Source organism: Thalassiella azotivora, assembly GCF_054781695.1.
The window spans coordinates 1-21,485 of record NZ_BAAGTX010000008.1; the positions used below are offsets into that span (position 1 = coordinate 1).

Sequence of the window (21,485 nt, forward strand, 5' to 3'; positions counted from 1 at the left end):
CGAGCAGGGCCGCCCACGCGGCCGCCGGGAGGACCCGCGACGCGGGCCCCTCGGCGGCCAGGAGCAGCTGGCCGGCGGCCAGCAGCACCCACGGGGCTCGACGGCCGAGCACGCGGGTGGACGCGGCCCAGGCGAGGGCCCCGGCGCTGACGGCGGGGGCGAGCAGCTGGAGGACCGCGTCCGCGGTCGTCGAGGCGACGGCCGCCGCGACCATCAGCCCGGCGACGACCGCGACCGTCGCGCCGGCGCGCCCGGCGGGTGCCCGGGGCACCAGCTGGGCGTGGGTGGGCGCGCTCACGCGCGAAGTCTCGACCCTCGGACCCGACACCGCCACCTGCCCCCCGCGCGGCGGGACGTCCCGACGGCCCGGACGGCGTCCGTCGTCCGACCGGTGCACGTCCTCAGCCGCAGACGGCGCCCTGCGACGCGGAGCCGACGAGCCGGGCGTACTTGGCCAGGACCCCGCGGGTGTAGCGGGGCGGGAGCGGCTGCCAGTCCTGCCGGCGGGACGCCAGCTCGGCGTCGTCGACGAGGAGGTCCAGGGTGCCCGAGGCGACGTCGAGGCGGATGCGGTCCCCGTCGCGGACGACGGCGATCGGACCGGCGTCGACCGCCTCGGGTGCGACGTGCCCGACGCACAGCCCCGTCGTCCCGCCGGAGAAGCGGCCGTCGGTGAGCAGCAGCACGTCCTTGCCGAGGCCGGCGCCCTTGATCGCGCCGGTGATGGCCAGCATCTCCCGCATCCCCGGGCCGCCCTTGGGCCCCTCGTAGCGGATGACGACGACGTCGCCCGCGGTGATGGTGCCGTCCTCGAGGGCGTCCATCGCGGCGCGCTCGCGGTCGAAGACGCGCGCGGTGCCCTCGAAGACGTCGGAGTCGAAGCCGGCCGACTTCACCACCGCGCCCTCGGGGGCCAGCGAACCGTGCAGGATCGTGATGCCGCCGGTGCGGTGGATCGGCTCGCTCATGGCCCGCAGCACGTTGCCGTCGACGTCCGGCGGGTCGATCTCGGCGAGGTTCTCGGCGAGCGTGCGGCCGGTGACGGTCAGGCAGTCGCCGTGCAGGAGACCGGCGTCCAGCAGGGCGCGCATGACGACGGGGACGCCGCCGATGTGGTCGACGTCCTTCATCACGTGCCGCCCGAACGGCTTGACGTCGGCCAGGTGCGGCACCTTCGCGCCGATCCGGGCGAAGTCGTCGAGGGTCAGGTCGACCTCGGCCTCGCGGGCGATGGCCAGCAGGTGCAGGACGGCGTTGGTGGACCCGCCGAACGCCATGACGACGGCGATGGCGTTCTCGAACGCCTCGCGGGTCATGATCTGGCGGGCGGTGACCCCCTGCTCGAGCATCCGGACCACGGCCCGGCCGGACCGGCGCGCGTACCCGTCGCGGCGGCGGTCGGTGGCGGGCGGGGACGCGCTGCCCGGCAGCGACATGCCGAGGGCCTCGGCGGCGCTGGCCATGGTGTTCGCCGTGTACATGCCACCGCAGGCGCCCTCGCCCGGGCAGATCGCGCGCTCGATGGCGTCGACGTCCTCGCGCGGCATCAGGCCGCGGGCGCAGGCGCCGACGGCCTCGAAGGCGTCGATGATCGTGACCTCGCGCTCGGTGCCGTCGGAGAGCTTCGCGATCCCGGGCAGGATCGAGCCGGCGTACAGGAAGACGCTGGCGAGGTCGAGCCGGGCGGCGGCCATCAGCATGCCGGGCAGGGACTTGTCGCAGCCGGCGAGCAGCACGGAGCCGTCGAGGCGCTCGGCCTCCATCACGGTCTCGACGCTGTCGGCGATGACCTCGCGGCTCACCAGGGAGAAGTGCATCCCCTCGTGCCCCATCGAGATGCCGTCGGAGACGCTGATCGTGCCGAACTCCAGCGGGTAGCCGCCGGCGGCGTGCACGCCGTCCTTGACGGCCTTGGCCAGCCGGTCCAGCGGCAGGTTGCAGGGGGTGATCTCGTTCCAGCTGCTGGCGACGCCGACCTGCGGCTTGACCCAGTCCTCGTCGCCCATCCCGACGGCCCGCAGCATGCCCCGGGAGGCCGCCTTCTCCAGGCCGTCGGTCACCTCGCGGCTGCGCGGCTTGATGTCGGGGGCAGCCGGACCGGCCGGGGTGTCGTGCGCCATGCGGTGAGTCTACGGGCGCGTCCGCGGCGTGGGACGGCGGTCCCGCGGGCCGGACGTGGACCGAGCGCGCCGGGGGCCCGTCCGCCACCTCGACGGGACCCACCGGCGTCGCAGGGTGGGTGGTCCGTGCTCCTCCCCGAACCCATCAAACGCCACGTCCGGCCGGAACGCCAGGGTTTCGAGGCCCCGATCTCACGCGACGTGATCACGGGGCTGCGGTCCGTGCACTCTTCGGCCCACGCGTCGTCGGCCACCGTGCCCAGCCCACGACCGGTCAGCGGACGAGGTGCGCGGGTCGACGGCCGTCGGCGAGCGCGGCGAGCTGCTCGCGCAGCAGCCGGACGGCGCGAGGCCGCATCGCCGTGGTGTCCCCGCCCACGTGGGGGGTTAGCAGCAGTCCCGGCGCCGCCCACAGCGGGTGGTCGGGCGGCAGCGGCTCGGGGTCCACCACGTCCAGCGCGGCCCGCAACCGGTGGCCGCGCAGCTCCTCGAGGAGCGCCTGCGTGTCGACGACCGCACCCCGGCCGACGTTGACCAGCAGGGCTCCGTCGCGCATCGCTGCCAGGAAGCGGCTGTCGACGAGGTGCCGCGTCGAGGACCCGAGCGGCACGGTCAGGACGACGACGTCCTGGGTGGGCAGCAGCTCCTCGAGGTCCTCCGGTCCGTGCACGCGGCCGTGGGCGTCGTCTCGGGCGCGGCTGCCGACCCGGGTCAGCTCGACCTCGAAGGGCTCCAGCCGCCGCCGCACGGCGTCCCCGACACCACCGACGCCGACCAGCAGGACGCGGCGGTCCGCCAGGGACGGCCGCTGCACGTGCGCCCACCGGGCGCGGGCGGCGTCGCGCACGGCGTCGTCCAGCCCCCGCAGGCTGGCGAGCACGAGGCCGACGGCCAGCTCCGCGGTGCTCGCGTCGTGCACCCCCGCCGCGTTGGCGAGGCGCACACCGGGCGGCAGGTGCGCCAGCACGTCGTCGTACCCCGCGGTGAGCGTCTGCACCAGGCGCAGAGCGGGCAGGTCGCGCAGCCCGTGCGGGGTGCGGGGCCGGTGGTCGTACGGCCAGACGACGGCGCTCACCCTGGCCGCGTCGTCACCGAGCACGTCGGCGGGCGGGTCGTCGACCGACCAGGCCCGCACCCGGGTGCCGGCGGGCAGCGGCTCGACCGCCTCGCACCACCCGTCGTCCGGGAGGGTCACCAGCACGGTCCCGCGCTCTGCGTCCACGCCGCCATCCTGCCGGGACGGGGCCGAGGCGTCCTGCGGCGCCCGGCGCTCCGGGGTAGAACGGGACGGTGGCAGGCACCCCCCGACGGGCACCCGGAGGACCGACACGGCCCGCGGGTCGCCGCTCCACGGCCGCGGCCAGCATCGCCCTGCTGGCGCTCGCCGGCTGCTCGGGTCAGCCGGGCGGTGAGCCCGTGACGCCGACCGCGACGCCGCCGGCCACCACCAGCGGGACCGCCACCGCGGCCGCCCCGACCGGCGGCACCGGCTCGACCGGTGGCAGCGGCTCGACGTCTCCGCTGCCGACCGGGACGCCGGGCCGGCCGCGGGTCGTGGCCACCGGTCTCGACGTGCCCTGGTCCGTGGCGCCCCTGCCGGACGGCGCCGTGCTGGTCTCCCTGCGGGACGAGGCCCGGGTGGTGCGCGTCTCCCCCGACGGGACCGTCACCCCGGTGCGGGCGCCGGGCCCGGACGGGCGCGTCCCCGACGTCGTCCCCGGCGGGGAGGGCGGGTTGCTGGGGCTGGCGCTGGCCCCCGACGACCCGACGGTCCTGTACGCGTACGCCAGCCACGCCGACGAGAACGTCGTGACCCGCTGGCGCCTGGACGGCGACCGGTTGACGGACCCCAGGCGGGTGCTCGCCGGGATCCCGCGCGCCTCGACGCACAACGGCGGGCGGATCGCGTTCGGCCCGGACGGCCACCTCTACGTCGGCACCGGGGACGCCCAGGACCGGTCCGCCGCCCAGGACCCCGCGTCGCTGGCCGGCAAGGTCCTCCGGGTCACCGCCGACGGGGCGCCGGCCCCGGGCAACCCGGACGCGGCGTCACCGGTGTGGAGCCTGGGGCACCGCAACGTCCAGGGGCTGGGGTGGTCCGCGGACGGGACCATGTACGCGTCGGAGTTCGGCCAGAACCGGCTGGACGAGCTGAACCGGATCGTGCCGGGCGCCGACTACGGGTGGCCCGAGGTGGAGGGGGGCGGCGGAGGGCCCGGGCTCACGGATCCGCTGGTCACCTGGCCCGTCGCCGAGGCGTCACCGAGCGGGATCGCGGTCACCGGTGACGCCGTCCTGCTGGCGGCGCTGCGGGGTACCCGGCTGTGGCGGGTGCCGCTGGTGGCCGGTGGTGTCGGGGCGCCGGAGCCGTACCTCGTCGGCGAGTGGGGGCGCCTGCGTGACGTCGTGGTCGCCCCGGGCGCGGGTGCGGTGTGGGTCCTGACGAACGACACGGCGCGGGGCGAGCCGGACGCCGACGACGACCGCCTGCTGCTCGTCCCGCTCGGCTGACCGGGCCCCTCAGCACCCGGGTCAGCACCCGGGTCAGCGCCGCCGGGTCAGCGCCGCCGGGTCAGCGCCGCCGGGTCAGCGCGCGCGGCCCGGGCGCCGGCGTGACGTCGTCGGCCGGGACGGGCTCGGTGGGTGCGCTGGACCGCGTGCCGAACCGTGCCAGCAGGTCCGGTACCTCGCCCGCTGGGACGGCGGCGGACCACAGCCAGCCCTGTCCGAGGCCGGCGCCGAGCGACCTCAGCGTCGTGGCGGCCTCCTGCGTCTCGACGCCCTCGACGATGACCTGCCGGCCGAGCGCTGAGGCCATCTCGATGATGGCCCTGACCACGGCCTGGTCGCGGGCGTCGTGCAGGTTGCTGATCAGGGTGCGGTCGACCTTCACGACGTCGGCGGGCAGGCGGCTCATGTAGCCCAGCGACGAGTACCCGCTGCCGAAGTCGTCGATCGCGATGGTCACCCCGGCGGCGGCGAGCTCGCGCAGGGCCTGCACGGCCGGGTCGTCGGGGTCCATGAAGATGCCCTCGGTCACCTCGACGACGAGGCACGGCGGCACGACGTGGTGGCGGTGCAGCATCCGCAGCACCTCGGGAACGAAGCCGGGCGAGCGCAGCTGCAGCGGGGACACGTTGACGCCGACCTCGAGGCCGTGGGCGGGGGCCCGGACGCGGGAGGCGAGCACCAGCGCCCGGTCCAGCACGAGCAGGCCGAGGTCGGTGATGATCCCGGTCTGCTCGGCGAGCGCGACGAAGACGTCGGGGGTGACGCGGCCGAGGTCGTCGTCCTGCCAGCGCGCCAGGGCCTCGAGCCCCCGCACCCGGCCGGTGGCCAGGTCGACCACGGGCTGGAAGTGCACCTCGACGGTCCCCTCGGCCACGGCCTCCCGCAGCCGGCGCTCCATCACGGCGCGCCGGTGCGCGGACTCGGCGAGCGCGTCGTCCCAGACGCACACGTGCTCGGGGCTCTCCTTGGCGACCCTGAGCGCGTCGGCGGAGCGGGTGAGTGCGCGCAGCGGGTCCGCGGTGCCACCGGGGCCGTCGTCTGCGCCGGTGGGGACCGCCGCGACGCCGACGCTCCCGCCGACGTCGAGCAGGGCGCAGCCCGGGACGGCGGCCGCGCCGAGGCCCACGGCGTCGCGCAGGTCGTCGGCGAGGCGCGCGGCGGCCGCGGCGTCGACGGGCGCGAGCACGGCGTACTCGTCGCCCGCCAAACGGTAGGCGTTGCCCCCGACGGCCCGGGCTGCCTGGCCGATGGCGGCACCGACGGTGACGAGCAGGGCGTCGCCTACGGGGTGACCGAGCTCGCTGTTGACGTGCTTGAAGCGGTCGACGTCGAGGGTGAGGACGTGGGCGGGGCCGCTCCCACCGCGCAGCCGCTCGAGCTCGGCCGTGAGCGCCCGCCGGTTGCCGAGGTCCGTCAGCGGGTCCTGGAGCGCCTGGTGGACGAGGCGGTCGAGCAGCGCGCGCGCCTGCGTGGCACGCACGACCTCGCGCCCCCCGAAGCCCAGGAGCACGCCGACGGCGAGCAGCACGACGACGGAGTCGATGACGGCGACGCCCACCGACTCGCGGACGAACAGCAGGATCGGGACGAGGACGCACACCATGGTGACCGCTGTGCGGTGCAGCTCGGTCCGCGAGTAGGTCCGGAGCCCCTCACCCGAGGCGTGTCGGGCGTCGAAGCGCCACAGGACGAGGACGACGACAGGCCACGAGAGTGTCGAGGCGGCCGCGGTGGTCCACGGCGGCAGGGACACGGAACCGGCCGACGCCAGCAGGTGCAGCAGGACGAAGGCGTTGATGGTGAGTGCCGCGACGGCGACGTTCGGCTCCCGGTCGCGAACGGCGATGACCATGAGCAGGCCCAGCATGAGCACGTCGACCGTCACGACGGCGGCGAAGAGCCACGTGGGGGCGGCGGACTGCTCGCTGGCCCGACGCAGGGTGAAGGCCCACAGCCACAGGCCGAGCGCCGAGCCGATCATCAGGCCCTCGAAGAGCAGGCGCAGCGTCCCGTGGGGCTCGACCACCGGCCGGGGCAGAAGGCTCAGGCCCGCCACGAGCAGCGGCAGCGCGGCGGCGGCGACGACGTGACCTGCCGCGGGGAACGCCGGGTCCGGTCCGCCGTCGACGAGGACGAGGACCAGCTCCCCGCTGGACCAGACGACGCCCGCTGCCGCGAGGAGGACGCGGAACCGCTCCTCCGGCCCGCGACGCCACGACGCGACGGCCACGGTCGCGCAGGCCACGGCGGCGAAGCCGGCGGACGCGAGCATCCCGGCGTCCGCGACCCACGTCGACCCGCGGGCACCGAGCACGACCACGGCGGCCGTGGCCGCGGTGGCCACGGCCAGCACTGCGGCCCACTCCCGGACGGGGTGGGCGGGTCGGTCCGGCACACCTTCCCATCGACCGGTGGCGAGGTCACTTGACCGCGCGGTCGGGTGACGCTCGCCGCGCCGCCGGCGCCTCAGCCAGCCGCTCAGCCGCTCAGCCGCTCAGCCGCTCAGCCGCTCAGCCGCTCAGCCGCTCCAGGATGAGCTCGCGCGCCCGGCCGGCGTCGGCCTGCCCGCGCATCTCCTTCATCACCGCGCCGATGAGGGCGCCCGCCGCCTGGACCTTGCCGGCGCGGATCTTGTCGGCGACGTCCGGGTTGGCGGCGATGGCGCGGTCGACGGCCTCGCCGAGGGCACCCTCGTCGCTGACGACCTCGAGCCCGCGGGCCTCCGCGACCTGCTCCGGGGTGCCCTCCCCGGCGATGACGCCGTCGAGGACCTGGCGGGCGAGCTTGTCGTTGAGGCGGCCGTCGGCGACGAGGCGCGCGAGCTCGGCGACGTGCCCGGGGGTGACGCCGAGCTCGGTGGCGTCGGTGCCGGTCTCGTTGGCGCGGCGGGACAGCTCGCCCATCCACCACTTGCGGGCGGCGGCCGCGTCCGCGCCGGCCTCCACGGTCTCCTCGATGACCTCGACGAGCCCGGCGTTGACGACGTCCCGCATCTCCAAGTCGCTGTAGCCGAGCTGCGCCTGCAGCCGGGCGCGGCGCTGGGCGGGCGGCTCGGGGAGGGTGGCGCGGAGCTCCTCGACCCACTCGGGGGCGGCGACGATCGGCACGAGGTCGGGCTCGGGGAAGTACCGGTAGTCCTCGGCCTGCTCCTTGGACCGGCCGGGCGTGGTGACGCCGGTGTCCTCGTGCCAGTGCCGGGTCTCCTGCACGACCCGCTCCCCCGCGACGAGCCGCGCGGCCTGGCGGGTCATCTCGTAGCGGACGGCGCGCTCGACGCTGCGCAGGGAGTTGACGTTCTTCGTCTCGCTGCGGGTGCCGAGCGGGACGGCGCGCTGCGCGGCCGCCCCGGGGTCGTCGTCCACCTTCTCGCGCAGCGACACGTTCGCGTCGCAGCGCAGGGAGCCCTGCTCCATCCGGACGTCGGAGACGTGCAGCGCGCGCAGCAGGTCGCGCAGGGTGGCGACGTACGCGCGCGCGACCTCGGGGGCGCGGTGGCCGGTGCCCTCGAGCGGCTTGGTGACGATCTCGATGAGCGGGATGCCGGCGCGGTTGTAGTCGACGAGCGAGTACTCGGCGCCGTGGATGCGGCCGGTGGAGCCACCGACGTGCAACGACTTGCCGGTGTCCTCCTCCATGTGGGCCCGCTCGATGGCGACGCGGTAGGTGAACGCGTCGCCGAGGTCGGAGGCGGGGACCTCCACGTCCAGGTACCCGTCGACGGCGATCGGCTCGTCATACTGGGAGGTCTGGAAGTTCTTCGGCATGTCCGGGTAGAAGTAGTTCTTCCGGGCGAACCGGCAGGTCGGCGCGATCGAGCAGCCCAGCGCCAGCCCGATGCGGGCGGCGGACTCCAGGGCCGTGGCGTTGAGCACCGGGAGGGCGCCGGGCAGGCCGAGGCAGACGGGGCAGACCTGGCTGTTCGGCGGGGCGCCGAACTCGGTCGGGCAGCCGCAGAACATCTTGCTGTTCGTGCTCAGCTCGACGTGGACCTCGAGGCCCAGGACGGGGTCGAAGCGGGCGACGACGTCCTCGTAGGGCAGGACGTCGGCGGACGTGGTGGCGCTCATCGCGCGACCTCCTCGTGGCGTGCCTCGGTGAGCTGGGGGGCGCGGTCGAGCAAGGGAGCCCCCCAGCGGTCGAGCAGGAGCCGCTCGAGGGCCGCGCCGACGCGGTAGAGGCGGGCGTCCTGCTGGGCGGGGGCGAGGACCTGGAAGCCCGCGGGGAGGCCGTCCTCGTCGGCGAGGCCGCTCGGCAGGGACAGGCCGGGGACGCCGGCCAGGTTGGCGGGGATGGTGGCGACGTCGTTGAGGTACATCGCCATCGGGTCGTCGACCTTCTCCCCGAACCGGAACGCGGTGGTGGGGGCGGTCGGCGAGACGAGGACGTCGGCCTGCTCGAACGCGGCGGCGAAGTCCCGCTGCACGAGGGTCCGCACCTTCTGCGCGCTGCCGTAGTAGGCGTCGTAGTAGCCGGAGGACAGGGCGTACGTGCCGAGGATGATCCGGCGCTTGACCTCGTCGCCGAACCCGGCGGCGCGGGTCGCGGCCATCACCTGCTCGGCGGACGCGCCGTCCGCCGCGACGCGCAGGCCGAACCGCATGGCGTCGAACTTGGCGAGGTTGCTGCTCGCCTCGCTCGGCAGGATCAGGTAGTAGGCGGCGAGCGCGTACTCGAAGTTCGGGCAGGACACCTCGACGACCTCGGCACCGGCGGAGGTGAGCAGCTCCAGCGCCTCGGTGAAGCGGGCGCGGACACCGGGCTGGTACCCCTCGCCGTCGAGCTCGCGGACGACGCCGACGCGCAGGCCGGTGAGGTCGGCCTCGCGGGCGGCGGCGACGAGGCCGGTGACGGGGTCGGTGAGGCTGGTGGAGTCGCGGGGGTCGTGGCCGCCGATGACCTCGTGCAGCAGGGCGCTGTCGAGGACGGTGCGGCTGCACGGCCCGGCCTGGTCGAGGCTGGACGCCAGTGCGACGAGGCCGTAGCGGGAGACGCCGCCGTAGGTGGGCTTGACGCCGACGCTTCCGGTGACGGCGGCGGGCTGGCGGATGGAGCCGCCGGTGTCGGTGCCGATCGCCAGGGGCGCCTCGAACGCGGCGACCGCGGCGGCCGACCCGCCGCCCGAGCCGCCGGGGATGCGTCCGAGGTCCCAGGGGTTGCGGGTGGGCCCGTAGGCGGAGTGCTCGGTGCTGGACCCCATGGCGAACTCGTCCATGTTGGTCTTGCCGAGGACGACGGCGCCGGCGTCCCGCAGCCGGGTGACGACGGTGGCGTCGTACGGCGGGACCCATCCCTCGAGGACGCGGCTGCCGCAGGTGGTCGGCATGCCGCGGGTGGCGAGGACGTCCTTGACGGCGACGGGGACGCCGGCCAGCGGGCCGAGCGGCTCGCCGGCGTCGCGGCGGCGGTCGACCTCGTCGGCGGCGGCGAGGGCACCGTCGGCGTCGACGTGCAGGAAGGCGTGCACCTCGCCGTCGACGGCGGCGATGCGGTCGAGGTGGGCTTGGGTGACCTCGCGGGCGGTGACGTCGCCGGCGGCGATGGCCGTGGCCAGGTCGGCGGCGGTGCGGCGGGTCAGGTCCGAGGCGCCCGTCGAGCCCGGTCCGGTCGTCGTGTCGGTCACGGGGTTCACTCCTCGTCCAGGATCCGCGGGACGCGGAAGCGGTCCTGCTCCGCCTCGGGGGCTCCCGACAGGGCCTCCTCGGGCGTCAGCCCGGGGGTCACCTCGTCCGGTCGCGTGACGTTGGTCAGCGGCATCGGGTGCGACGTGGCGGGCACGTCGTCACCGGCGACGCGCTGCACGGTCGCGACGGCGTCGAGGATGACGTCGAGCTGGCCCGCGAGGCGCTCGCGCTCGGCGTCGTCCAGGTCGATGCGGGCGAGCGAGGCCAGCTTGGCGACCTCGTCGGCGGAGATGGCGGACATGTGGCCAGAGTCTAGGCGCGAGCCGGGACGGCCCAGGACCGGCACCGCTGGCTCACCCGGGGTCGAGCGGGTCGGGTGGGCGGACGGTCCACGTGCGGCCCGTCGGTGTCGTCCACACGAACGTGCCCGGTGCCGGCTGGCTCACCGTCCACGCCGGTGACTGCTTGAGCCGGTGGTGCCGCCGGCACAGCGCACCGAGGTTGCCGGCCGAGGTGGGCCCGCTCGGGTAGGGGACGGTGTGGTCGAGGTCGCAGCGCTCCGCCCGTCGCGGACACCCCGGGAACCGGCAGGTCCGGTCGCGCGCGACGACGTGGCGGACCAGGGCAGCCGTCGGCACGTACGACGTGGTGGGCGGGGGCTCGCCACCCTCCGGGTGTTCGGACGGGGGACTCTCCGGCGAGTCACCGCCCGGCGGGCGACTCTCAGGCGAGCGACCGCCGTGCGGCCGCCGGTCGAGTGGCCGCCGGTCGAGAGGCCGCGGGTCGAGAGGCCGCGGGTCGAGAGGCCGCGGGTCGAGTGGCCGCTGGTCGAGTGGCCGCTGGTCGAGTGGCTGCTGGTCGAGTGGCTGCCGCCGAGGTGCCGAGAGCAGGTCGACGTCGTGAGCCAGGCCGGTCAGCTCCCGCGCCATCTCGGCGGTCACCGGGCCGTACCCGCGCAGGGTGCCTGGCTGCTCGTCCTCACCGCGCAGGGTGGAGTCCGCCACGGTGACCACCACCTCCGCGCGCACCGCGCGGGGACGCCCTGCACTGGAACGGGCGTCCACGGGCACGGGACCGGTAGTCACTGCACCGGCACCGGTACCAGCACCAGCGCCCGCAGGACCATCGCCCGCAGCTCCGGCGTGATCTCCAGGCTGGCTCTTCTCCTCGCCGGCCGCCGGCACGGGGGGCGGAGCCGCGTCGCCCCCGAGGTGGACACGGCCCGACAGGGCCGCGATCGCGAGGTCGGCACGGATCGCCTCGATCCCGCGCTCCTCGCCGACACGACTGTGCACGCGCCGCGCGTGGTGGTCGAGGTTCTCGAAGGCCAGGGCGACGTCCGTGACTGGCGCTTCGACGACGAGGTCGGCGGACCCGTCCGGGGCGGGACGCGTGCGGACGCACCGGCGCCGCCGGGCCGCCTCCTCCCGACGGCGCGCCGCCCTGGGGTCGACAGCCAGCACCCGCCGCCGCGTCGCTGCCCGCACCCGGGCCGGCAGGCGCGACACCGTCGAGGCGAGCAGGTTCGCCTCCACCGCGCAGCGCTGGTGCGGCTCCAGGACCGCCGTCTCCTGCACCACTGCTCGCGTGGCCGGGACCGACAGCTCACCGCGAGTCAGGGCGTCCAGGGTGCGCGGCAGGTCCTGGACGAGATCCAGTGACTCCGCGACGAGCGACTCCGCCGTCCGGACCGAGCACCGCAGCACGAGGGCCACCTCCTCGGCCACGTAGTCGCGGGGCGAGACCCAGCGGGCCTCGCGACCCGCACCGGCGGCGTCGGAACCGACCCGGCCGGGGACCTCCTCGACCGAGCCGGGGGCGACGTCGTCGACCGAGCCGGCGTCCTCGTCGAGGCACCAGCCACCACCTCGTCGCAGGGCCAGCTCCCCGATCACCCGCCGCTGGGCGGCGGCCGCGTAACAGGCCACCTTCTCCCAGCCCTCGGCCAGCGACAGCAGGTCGTCAGCAGCCAGGTCGCCGGGCTCACCGGCTGCACCCAGGACGGCGAGCAGCTCGGGGCCGTGCAGACGCTCGACGGCCTCGGCCAGGTCAGCATCCTCCTGCGCCGGCGTCACCACGGGCTGCAGGTGGCGCGCGAGGACCGCCGGTTCCCCCTCACCGAGGGTCACCGGCCCGGTCGCCGCCATGGCCTCGAACACGTGTTCGAGTTTACCTGTTCGAGCGCGAGGCGCACTGGTGTCGTCCACATGGCGAACGGACCCGACACCGTTGGGGCGCAACGAGTCGCGGCGCGCGGCAGCCGGGTGCCGGGTGCCGCGTGCCGAGCACCGCCTGCCGACTGCCGACAGCCGTCCGTCCCGCATCCTGCCCACCGCCCCGCGCTCCGCGTCCCGCGTCCCGCGCCCCGCGTCCCGCGGCAGCGCCCGGCGCGGTCACGACCTGGTCCCGGTCCCACACGCGTCAACGGGAGGATGACGGCGTGGCAGACGCGTACGCAGCGGCACAGGACTACATCCGGCAGCACCACCCCCGGGCACGTGCCGCGTTCCTGGGTGGCAGTGCCGCCACCGGCACGGCGACACCGACCTCAGACCTCGACGTCCTCGTCCTCCTGGACGACGAGGCGCGCGACGTCGCCTACGTGGAGACCACCACGCACCGGGGCTGGCTGGTCGAGGCCTTCGTGTACAGCCCCGACACGGTCGACCATTGGCTCAGGAAGGGACGCCAGGAGCGACGTCCCGTGCTGGACTCGTTGGCCGCCACCGGGCTCACGCTCACGCAGGGCGACGAGGCACGCGCCTGGGCGGAGGTGTCACGTGCCGTCCTCGCCGCGGGCCCCCCGGACGTCGATGCCGCCGAGGTCGACCCGAGGCGGTACGCGCTGTCCGCGCTCGTCGACGACCTCGAGGGCGGCGCTGCGGCGGACGAGGTGTACGTCGTCGCCGCCACCGCCTTCCGGGAGGCCGCCGAGCTGGCGCTCCTGGTGCAGCGCCGGTGGCTCGGCAGCGGGAAGTGGCTGGTCCGCAACCTCCGCTCGGCGGACGACCACGGCCTCCTGGCCTGGGCCGCCGCAGGAGGCACCGCCACCGAGCTGGCTCGGATCTGCCGCTCCGTGCTCGACGCCGCCGGCGGCTACCTCCAGGTCGGCTTCATCCGGGGCGACCACCCACGCGCGCAGCCGACCTGAGGCAGCGGCCCAGCGGTCGCCCGCACCGTCGCCGTGCCCGTCCACCCCGACGCACGGCGTCGGACCCCGCCGTCTCAGTCAGCGTCCCCCGCACCCACCGCCGCGGGACCGCCCTCCAGCAACGCGACGAAACCCGCCTCGTCGAGCACCGGTACCCCGAGCTGCTCGGCCTTGTCGAGCTTGCTGCCGGCGGCCTCCCCCGCGACGACGAAGTGGGTCTTCTTCGACACGCTGCCGGACGCCTTGCCGCCGCGGGCGAGGATCGCCTCCTTCGCCTGGTCGCGGCTGAAGCGCTCGAGGCTGCCCGTGACGACGACGGTGACGCCCTCCAGCGTGCGCGGCACGGACTCGTCCCGCTCGTCCTCCATCCGCACCCCGGCGGCGGCCCACCGGTCCACGATCCGCCGGTGCCAGTCCACCTCGAACCAGTCGACGACCGACCGCGCGATGGTCGGCCCCACGCCGTCGACGGCGGCCAGCCCGTCCACGTCGGCCTCGCGGATCCGCGGCAGCGAGCCGAACGCCGTCGCGAGCGCTCGCGCTGCCGTCGGCCCGACGTGGCGGATCGACAGGGCCACGAGCACCCGCCACAGCGGCTGGGACCGCGCCTGCTCGAGGTTGGCCAGCAGCTTGCGCCCGTTCTCCGAGAGCACCCGCTGCTCGCGGTCCCTGGGGTCGATGCGGGTGAAGAACGGCACGCCGCGCAGGTCGTCCTCGGTCAGGTCGAAGACCCCCGACTCGTCGTCCAGCACGCCGGCGTCCAGCAGCGCCTGCGCGGCCTCCCACCCCATCGCCTCGATGTCGAACGCGCCCCGACCGGCGAGGTGGAACAGCCGCTCGCGCAGCTGGGACGGGCAGGACCGGGTGTTCGGGCAGCGGATGTCCGCGTCGCCCTCCTTCTCGTACGCCAGCTCCGTGCCGCACGACGGGCAGTGCGTCGGCATGACGAACTCGCGCGCGTCGTCCGGGCGCAGGTCCACCACCGGGCCGAGTACCTCCGGGATGACGTCACCGGCCTTGCGCAGCACCACCGTGTCGCCGATGAGGACGCCCTTGCGCCGCACCTCGCTGGCGTTGTGCAGCGTCGCCATCGACACCGTCGACCCGGCGACGAGCACCGGCTCCATCACGGCGAACGGGGTCACCCGGCCCGTGCGCCCGACGTTGACCTGGATGTCCAGCAGCCGGGTGGTGACCTCCTCCGGCGGGTACTTGTAGGCGATGGCCCACCGCGGCGCCCGGCTCGTCGACCCGAGCCGGCGCTGCACGCCCACCTCGTCGACCTTGACCACGACCCCGTCGATCTCGTGCTCGACCGAGTGGCGGTCCTCCCCGTACCGGTCGACGAACGCCTGGACGTCGGCGAGGTCGTCGAGGACGGCGTAGTGCGTCGACGTCGGCAGGCCCCAGGACCGCAGCAGCTCGTAGGCCTCGGACTGCCGCCGCACCGTCACGCCCTCGCGGGCGCCGATGCCGTGGACGATCAGGTGCAGCGGCCGGGTGGCCGTGACCTTCGGGTCCTTCTGCCGCAGCGACCCGGCCGCGGCGTTGCGCGGGTTGGCGAAGGGCGCCCGGCCGGACTCGACGAGGGAGGCGTTCAGGCCGGCGAACGCCTTCACCGGGAAGAACACCTCCCCACGCACCTCGACCAGGCGCGGGACGTCGTCCCCGGCGAGCCGGTGGGGGACGTCGTCGATGGTGCGGACGTTGAGCGTCACGTCCTCCCCCGTCCGCCCGTCACCGCGGGTCGCGGCGCGCACGAGCCGGCCGTCCTCGTACAGGAGGTTGACCGCCAGACCGTCGATCTTCAGCTCGCACAGGTAGTGCACGTCGCCGCCGGCCTCGCGCTCGACGCGCTCGGCCCACGCCGCGAGCTCCTCGGCCGAGAAGCAGTTGTCGAGGCTGAGCATCCGCTCGAGGTGGTCGACGGGCCGGAACTCCGTGGACCAGGTGCCGCCGACCTGCTGGGTCGGGGAGTCGGGGGTGCGCAGCGCCGGGTAGCGCTCCTCGAGCTCCTCGAGCTCGCGCAGCAGCGCGTCGTACTCCCCGTCGCTGACCACCGGGGCGTCGCGCACGTAGTAGGCGAACTGGTGCTCCCGGACCGTCTGGGCGAGCTCCTCCCAGGCGTGTCTGGCGTCGTCCGGCGGCGGCTCCTGCACGTCGGTCGCCCCGGCAGCGGGCAGCTCCTCCTCGACGCCGTCGGTCGAGACGCTCGGGTCGCTGGTGCGGGGCTGGCTCACGGGCAGCATCCTGCCGGACCGTCCTGACAGCGCGAGCCGTCAGCCCGTCAGCGCCACGACCCCCTCGCGCTCGGCGCGCAGCAGGGTGAGCAGGTCGGCCAGCGGCACCGGGCGGCTGAACAGGTACCCCTGGCCGAGGTCGAACCCCATCTCCGCGAGGACCTGCCGCTGCTGCTGGGTCTCGATGCCCTCCGCGACGGTCCGCAGACCCAGCGCCGCCGCCATGTCGACGACGGAGCGCAGCAGCGCCGCGGTGCGGACGTCGCCGGGCAGCACGCGGACGAACTCTCGGTCGACCTTCAGCTCGGCGGCGGGGAAGCGGCGCAGGTACCCCAGCGACGAGTACCCCGTGCCGAAGTCGTCGACGGCGACGGCCAGACCGAGCGCCCGCAGCCGCGTGACCATGGCCGTCGCGGCGTCGACGTCCCGCACGAGCGCGCCCTCGGTGATCTCGAGCACGAGCCGGGACGCCGGGACGTCGTGGCCGACCAGGAGGGCCCGGACCCGCTGGGGCAGGTCCGGCTCGGCCAGCTGCCCCGGGGACAGGTTCACGCTGACGGTGACGTCGGGCGTCCCGGTCACCGCGTCGAGCGCCGCGACGTCGTCCAGCGCCGTCCGCAGCACCAGGTCCCCGAGCACACCGACGGAGCCGACCTGCTCCGCGAGCGGGATGAAGTGCGCCGGGCTGATCTCGCCCAGCTCGGGGTGGTCCCACCGCAGCAGGGCCTCGACGCCCTCGATCCGCCCGTCGGCCAGCGACACCAGCGGCTGGTAGACGACGTGGAACTGCTCGGGACGAGGGGTCGTGATCTCCTCGCGCAGCCGGATCAGCGCCGCCGCACGGGCCCGCTCCTCACCGGTGAGGACGACGACGGGTGCGCTCACCACCGCCTTGTCGACCTTCGCCTGGTACATGGCCACGTCGGCGTGCGCCAGCAGCCGCTCCGCCTCCTCCCGGGCGTCGCGTCGCTGGGTGCTGCGCTCGTCGAGCACGATGCCGGTGCTGGGCCGGACCTGGAAGCTGCGGCTGCCGACGACGACCGGCTCCGTGAACGCGGCGGCGACCCGGGTGCCGAGCTCGTGCCCGCCGTCGCGGGCGGCGGGCTGCACCAGGGCGAACTCGTCACCGCCGAGCCGGGCCACGAACCCGCTGCCGGGGACGCAGCCCTCGAGCCGTCGCGCGCACTCCACGAGCAGCCGGTCCCCGGTGCCGTGACCGTGGCTGTCGTTGACGTCCTTGAAGTCGTTGATGTCCACCAGCGCGACCGCCACGGGGTGCCGTGAGGGGACGGCGAGCGCCTCGGCGAGCCGGTCCAGGAGCGACCACCGGTTGGCCAGTCCCGTCAGCGGGTCGAGCATCGCGAGCCGCTCGGCCGCCTCCTTGCCGGCCCGCAGCTCGGCGGTCAGGCGGGTGTGCTCGGCGACGGCGCCGGCGTGGCGCAGGATCAGGGCGCAGCCGATGAGCAGGACCGGCAGCACGTGGTCGGCGGGGACGCCCCGGCCGCTGGCCCAGCGGAGCGTGAGGACGACCAGCCCCAGCGTCAGGGGCGCGTACGGGACGGCGGTCTCCAGCAAGCGCGCCCGCCGTCCGGGTGCCGCCGAGGAGCCCGAGGGGGCCTGCGTGAGCGGGGGCACCAGCGCGACGAGGACGTAGCAGGTCAGGGCGCCCTGACCGACGACGGCGATCCAGCCCGTGTGGTCCCACTCGCCGCCGAGCCACACGCTGATCGCGTACCCGGCGTCGGCCACGAGCATCGTGCTGATGCCGACGACCATCGGGACCAGGAACGTCCGGCGCACCCCGACGACGCGCGGCAGGACGGTCAGCAGCACGGCGAGCACGAAGGAGGGCACGAGGACGTAGCCGAGCTGGGTGACCTGCGCGGCGACGGACAGCCCCTGGCCGACGTCCAGCCGCTCGAGCAGCAGGGTCTGCGTGAGGTACCACAACGCGCCGACGGCGACGAGGCCGTTGGCGACCTGACCCGTCCGGGAGCCCCCGCGGTGCGGCAGCGCGAGGATGCCCGCGACGGCGAACGGCACGTAGCTCAGGCCGACCCAGTCGACGACGGACCCGGGCTCGGAGGAGAACCCGACGAGCTCGGCGACGGCGAAGACCGCCCCCGCCACGAACCCGACCAGCAGCGCGGTGGCGAGCAGCCCTCGCGCCCGCGCGAGCGGGCCGCGCGCCCGCGCGCCCCGCAGCAGCAGGGCCGCGGCGACGAGCGGTGTCAGGGTGCGCACGACGAGGGACCCGACGTCGGAGGAGGCGACGACGACGAGGGAGGCGACGGCGGCCACCGACCAGGCGACCAACCGCAACCTCAGCGAACCGGGCCCGGGCGGCGCGGTGCGGGGCGTGTCCTCCACCCTCTCCGTATCGACCGGTCCCCTCCCGTCCTGGAGGCGAACGCAGCCCTGGATCGGGGGCGTGGTGTCGCCGGTGACCGGCGTCACCCCGGGGGTCGACCGCTCAGGCGGCGGCGTCCGCGAGCGCCCTGGCGACCTCGACCGCCCGGGTCAGCACCTGGCGGGCCAGCGCCGGCGTGCTGGGAGCCAGCCCGCAGGCGGGGGCCACCGTGACCGTCGCCAGGTCGGCCAGCGGCAGCCCCACGCGCCGCCACGGGTCGCGCAGCGCGGCCACCGCCTCGGGTACCGCCGGCACCCGGCCGTCGGTGGGCAGCACGCCGGCCCACAGCTCCTGCCCCGCCTCGACGGCGACCGCCACCGACTCCCAGCCGGCCGCGTCGAGCAGCGTGACGTCGACGGCGACGGCGTCCGCACCGCTGCCCCGCAGGACCGGGAACGGGACGCCGCCCGCGCAGCAGTGCACGGCGACCTGGACGGCGCCCGCTGCCCGCGCCCCGTCGACGACGGCGCGCAGGCCCCGCTCCGCCTCGCCCACGTCGACGGCCGGCAGCCGCCCGAAGCCGCTGGACGTCGGCAGGCGGCCTGCCAGGACCGCCGGCAGCGAGGGCTCGTCGACCTGGAGCACGACCTGGGCGCCGGGCAGCAGCCGCTGCACCCGGGCGACGTGACGTCGGACCCCCTCGGCGAGGGAGTCCACGACGTCCCGTCGTGCTCCCGCGTCGCAGACGGAGCGCTCGCCGCGGTGCAGCCGGAGCGAGGCGGCGAGCGTCCACGGCCCGGCGACCTGCACCTTCAGGGGGCCGGCCCACCCGTCGGCCACCTCCGCGAGCACCTCGAGGTCGCCGTCGAGGTAGGCGTGCGCGCGGCGCAGGTCGCGTCCGGGGGCGTCGACGAACCTCCACCCGGACGGCTGCAGGTCGACGGGCAGGTCGACGAGCAGCGCCGCCCCCCGGCCTACCAGCTCCGCCCCGGGCCCGCGGGAGGGGAGCTCGACCAGGTGCGCCAGGCCGCGGACCCCGTCCGCCGCGGAGGGCGCCAGCTCGCCGACGACCGTCCGCTGCGCCTCCGGGACGTCGACCCCGGGCCACGAGCCCACACCCGTCACCTGCACCACGTGGCCTCCTCGGGTCCTGTCACCACGTCACGGCCCGGGGGCGGACACCGGCCGCTCACGCGGGGACCGGCGCGGGAGTCACGGTGGCGGCGACCAGCGCCCGGGTGCCGTCGTACACGACCACCGTCTGCCCCGGGGCCACGGCGCTCAACGGCTCGTCCAGCCGCACCTCGAGACGGCCGCCGTCGGACGGCCCGGCCAGGCGGCAGGGCACGGGGTGGCCGTGCGCGCGGACCTGCGCCTGCAGGACCCGGTCGGCGCCGGGCCGGCCGGCGAGCCAGACGGCCTCGGCGGCGTGCACGACGTCCGTGACCAGGGCGTCCGCCGGCCCGACGGTCACCGTGTTGCTGGCGACGGACACGTCGAGCACGTACCGGGGGCGACCGTCGGGCGCGGGACGGCCCAGCCTCAGTCCGCGACGCTGACCGACGGTGTACCCGACCGCGCCGTCGTGCTCGCCGACCACCTCGCCGTCGGTGTCGACGACGGGCCCGGGCCGACGCTGCACGCGGGCGTCGAGCCAGCCGCGGGTGTCCCCGTCGGGGATGAAGCAGATGTCGTGGCTGTCCGGCTTGGCGGAGGTGACGAGGCCGAGCTCGGCGGCCTGCGCGCGCACGGCGTCCTTGGACGGCGCGTCGCCGAGCGGCAGGAGCACGTGACCGAGCGCCTCGCGGCCCATCACGGCCAGCACGTACGACTGGTCCTTGGCGAGGTCGGCGGCCCGGTGCAGCTGCGGGCCGTCCGGGCCGTCCAGCACCCGGGCGTAGTGCCCGGTGACGACCGCGTCGAACCCGAGGGCGAGGGCCTTGTCGAGCAGGGCCGCGAACTTGATCCGCTCGTTGCACCGCACGCACGGGTTGGGGGTGCGGCCGGCGGCGTACTCGGCGACGAAGTCCTCGACGACGTCGGCGTTGAAGCGCTCGGCCATGTCCCACACGTAGAAGGGCACGTCGAGGACGTCGGCGACGCGGCGGGCGTCGTGGGCGTCCTCCACGGTGCAGCACCCGCGGGCACCGGCCCTCGCCTGCGCGGGGGCACGGGAGAGCGCCATGTGCACGGCGACGACCTCGTGGCCCGCGGACACCGCCCTCGCGGCGGCGACGGAGGAGTCGACGCCACCGCTGAGGGCGGCCAGGACGCGCATCAGCGCACTCCCTCGACCGGGCGCGGACGGGCCGCGCCACGGCGTCCGGCGGCGGCCAGCCCGGCGTGACGGGCACGCTCCACCACCGGACCGATCGCCTCCACCAGGGCGTCGACGTCCTCACCGGTGGAGGTGCGCCCGAGGGAGAAGCGCAGGGCGCCCCGCGCGCGCTCGACGTCCATCCCCATCGCGAGCAGGACGTGGCTCGGCTGGGGCACCCCCGCCTGGCAGGCGGAGCCGGTGGAGCACTCGATGCCCCGGGCGTCGAGCAGGTACAGCAGGGAGTCGCCCTCGCAGCCGGAGAAGGTCAGGTGCGCGACCCCGGGCAGCCGCCCCGCCGGGTCGTCGTCGCCCGAGACGGCCACGTCCGGCACCTGCTGCAGGACCCGGGCCACGAGCGCGTCGCGCAGCCCCGCCAGCCTGGTGGCCTCGTCCGGCTGGGCGTCGACGGCGGCCCGGACGGCGGCCGCGAAACCACGGACGGACACGGCGTCGAGCGTCCCGGACCGGACGCCGCGCTCCTGGCCGCCGCCGTGCAGGACGGGCACGACCCCGAGCCCGCGGCGCAGCAGCAGCGCGCCGGCGCCGACGGGCCCGCCCACCTTGTGGCTGGAGACGGTCATCGCGTCCAGGCCGCTGTCGGCGAAGGAGACGGGCAGGGCACCCACGGCCTGCACCGCGTCGCTGTGCACCGGCACACCGTGCGCGGCGGCCAGCCGCACGACCTCCTGCACGGGCTGGACGGTGCCCACCTCGTTGTTCGCCCACATCACCGTGACGAGCGCGACGGTTCCCGGGTCGCGATCGAGGGCCTCCTCCAGCGCCGCGAGGTCGACCCTGCCCGCGGCGTCGACGGGCACCCACTCGACCTGCGCGTCCTCGTGCTCGGCGAGCCACACCAGCGGGTCGATGACCGCGTGGTGCTCGACCGCGGACGCGAGCACCCGGCGGCGCCGGGGGTCCTCCGCCCGGCGCTGCCAGAACAGCCCCTTGACGGCGAGGTTGTCGGCCTCGGTGCCCCCGGCCGTGAGGACCACCTCGCCGGGCCGGGCGCCGAGCGCCGCGGCCAGCGCCTCGCGCGACTCCTCGACCGCGCGACGCACCCGCCGTCCCGAGGTGTGCAGCGAGGAGGCGTTGCCGGTCTGCGCGAGCTGCTCGGTCATCGCCGCGACGGCCTCCGGGCGGACCGGTGTGGTCGCCGCGTGGTCCAGGTA

At 75.7% G+C, this 21,485-nt stretch carries 14 protein-coding genes and 1 pseudogene; 2 read left to right on the forward strand and 13 right to left on the reverse strand.

Features of this window, described 5'->3' with window-relative positions; translation table 11 throughout:
* The 3 genes and pseudogenes from ACYVQV_RS06845 to ACYVQV_RS06855 form a co-directional block, all read right to left on the reverse strand.
* Positions 1 to 298 (reverse strand): annotated as a pseudogene (locus ACYVQV_RS06845) (hypothetical protein); the annotation flags it as partial.
* A gap of 103 nt (positions 299 to 401) precedes the next feature.
* Positions 402 to 2,120 (reverse strand): dihydroxy-acid dehydratase, encoded by a 1,719-nt coding sequence (gene ilvD / locus ACYVQV_RS06850; protein ID WP_461022524.1) that lies wholly within the window; start codon positions 2,118 to 2,120, stop codon positions 402 to 404.
* A 274-nt stretch (positions 2,121 to 2,394) separates the two neighbouring features.
* Positions 2,395 to 3,342 carry a 2-hydroxyacid dehydrogenase gene (locus tag ACYVQV_RS06855; RefSeq protein ID WP_461022525.1) on the reverse strand — a complete coding sequence of 316 codons (948 nt, stop codon included), beginning with the start codon at positions 3,340 to 3,342 and terminating at the stop codon, positions 2,395 to 2,397.
* A gap of 68 nt (positions 3,343 to 3,410) precedes the next feature.
* On the opposite strand from ACYVQV_RS06855, the gene ACYVQV_RS06860 reads away from it, so the two are divergent.
* Positions 3,411 to 4,631 (forward strand): PQQ-dependent sugar dehydrogenase, encoded by a 1,221-nt coding sequence (locus tag ACYVQV_RS06860; RefSeq protein ID WP_461022526.1) that lies wholly within the window; start codon positions 3,411 to 3,413, stop codon positions 4,629 to 4,631.
* Between the two features lie 61 nt (positions 4,632 to 4,692).
* Here ACYVQV_RS06860 and ACYVQV_RS06865 read toward each other — a convergent pair whose 3' ends face one another.
* The 5 genes from ACYVQV_RS06865 to ACYVQV_RS06885 form a co-directional block, all read right to left on the reverse strand.
* Positions 4,693 to 7,026: a putative bifunctional diguanylate cyclase/phosphodiesterase gene (locus ACYVQV_RS06865; protein ID WP_461022527.1), complete on the reverse strand. Its 2,334-nt coding sequence runs from the start codon at positions 7,024 to 7,026 to the stop codon at positions 4,693 to 4,695.
* A gap of 115 nt (positions 7,027 to 7,141) precedes the next feature.
* Entirely contained in the window at positions 7,142 to 8,698 is a 1,557-nt protein-coding gene (gatB, locus tag ACYVQV_RS06870; protein ID WP_461022528.1) for an Asp-tRNA(Asn)/Glu-tRNA(Gln) amidotransferase subunit GatB, read from the reverse strand.
* Complete coding sequence (gene gatA / locus ACYVQV_RS06875; protein WP_461022529.1) at positions 8,695 to 10,251, reverse strand: Asp-tRNA(Asn)/Glu-tRNA(Gln) amidotransferase subunit GatA; 1,557 nt, start codon at positions 10,249 to 10,251, stop codon at positions 8,695 to 8,697. The genes gatB and gatA overlap by 4 nt, the downstream gene beginning before the upstream one ends.
* A gap of 5 nt (positions 10,252 to 10,256) precedes the next feature.
* The gene (gene gatC, locus ACYVQV_RS06880; RefSeq protein WP_461022530.1) at positions 10,257 to 10,553 is read right to left on the reverse strand and encodes an Asp-tRNA(Asn)/Glu-tRNA(Gln) amidotransferase subunit GatC; all 297 of its coding nucleotides are present in this window, start codon (positions 10,551 to 10,553) and stop codon (positions 10,257 to 10,259) included.
* Positions 10,554 to 10,605: 52 nt separating this feature from the next.
* A complete protein-coding gene (locus ACYVQV_RS06885; protein WP_461022531.1) occupies positions 10,606 to 12,411 on the reverse strand; it encodes an HNH endonuclease signature motif containing protein in 1,806 nt (601 codons plus the stop codon).
* Between the two features lie 281 nt (positions 12,412 to 12,692).
* Here ACYVQV_RS06885 and ACYVQV_RS06890 point away from each other — a divergent pair, with 281 nt between their 5' ends.
* Entirely contained in the window at positions 12,693 to 13,403 is a 711-nt protein-coding gene (locus ACYVQV_RS06890; protein WP_461022532.1) for a nucleotidyltransferase domain-containing protein, read from the forward strand.
* Between the two features lie 74 nt (positions 13,404 to 13,477).
* Here the strand turns inward: ACYVQV_RS06890 and ligA are convergent, their stop codons facing one another.
* The 5 genes from ligA to ACYVQV_RS06915 all read right to left on the reverse strand — a co-directional run bounded on the left by ligA (position 13,478) and on the right by ACYVQV_RS06915 (position 21,434).
* Complete coding sequence (gene ligA / locus ACYVQV_RS06895) at positions 13,478 to 15,652, reverse strand: NAD-dependent DNA ligase LigA (RefSeq protein WP_461022533.1); 2,175 nt, start codon at positions 15,650 to 15,652, stop codon at positions 13,478 to 13,480.
* A 30-nt stretch (positions 15,653 to 15,682) separates the two neighbouring features.
* Positions 15,683 to 18,013, reverse strand: coding sequence for a putative bifunctional diguanylate cyclase/phosphodiesterase (locus ACYVQV_RS06900; protein ID WP_461022534.1), 2,331 nt, complete (start codon positions 18,011 to 18,013; stop codon positions 15,683 to 15,685).
* Between the two features lie 103 nt (positions 18,014 to 18,116).
* Positions 18,117 to 19,127: a uroporphyrinogen decarboxylase/cobalamine-independent methonine synthase family protein gene (locus tag ACYVQV_RS06905; RefSeq protein WP_461022535.1), complete on the reverse strand. Its 1,011-nt coding sequence runs from the start codon at positions 19,125 to 19,127 to the stop codon at positions 18,117 to 18,119.
* A 55-nt stretch (positions 19,128 to 19,182) separates the two neighbouring features.
* Positions 19,183 to 20,271, reverse strand: a complete 1,089-nt coding sequence (gene mnmA / locus ACYVQV_RS06910; protein ID WP_461022536.1) for a tRNA 2-thiouridine(34) synthase MnmA — start codon at positions 20,269 to 20,271, stop codon at positions 19,183 to 19,185.
* Positions 20,271 to 21,434, reverse strand: a complete 1,164-nt coding sequence (locus ACYVQV_RS06915) for a cysteine desulfurase family protein (protein WP_461022644.1) — start codon at positions 21,432 to 21,434, stop codon at positions 20,271 to 20,273. The genes mnmA and ACYVQV_RS06915 overlap by 1 nt, the downstream gene beginning before the upstream one ends.
* Positions 21,435 to 21,485: the final 51 nt, after the last annotated feature.

Coding starts and splice junctions, on each gene's coding strand:
- ligA (WP_461022533.1), bottom strand. CDS start 15,652: ATGCTGCCCGTGAGCCAGCCCCGCACCAGCGACCCGAGCGTCTCGACC.
- gatC (WP_461022530.1), bottom strand. CDS start 10,553: ATGTCCGCCATCTCCGCCGACGAGGTCGCCAAGCTGGCCTCGCTCGCC.
- ACYVQV_RS06915 (WP_461022644.1), bottom strand. CDS start 21,434: ATGACCGAGCAGCTCGCGCAGACCGGCAACGCCTCCTCGCTGCACACC.
- mnmA (WP_461022536.1), bottom strand. CDS start 20,271: ATGCGCGTCCTGGCCGCCCTCAGCGGTGGCGTCGACTCCTCCGTCGCC.
- gatB (WP_461022528.1), bottom strand. CDS start 8,698: ATGAGCGCCACCACGTCCGCCGACGTCCTGCCCTACGAGGACGTCGTC.
- ilvD (WP_461022524.1), bottom strand. CDS start 2,120: ATGGCGCACGACACCCCGGCCGGTCCGGCTGCCCCCGACATCAAGCCG.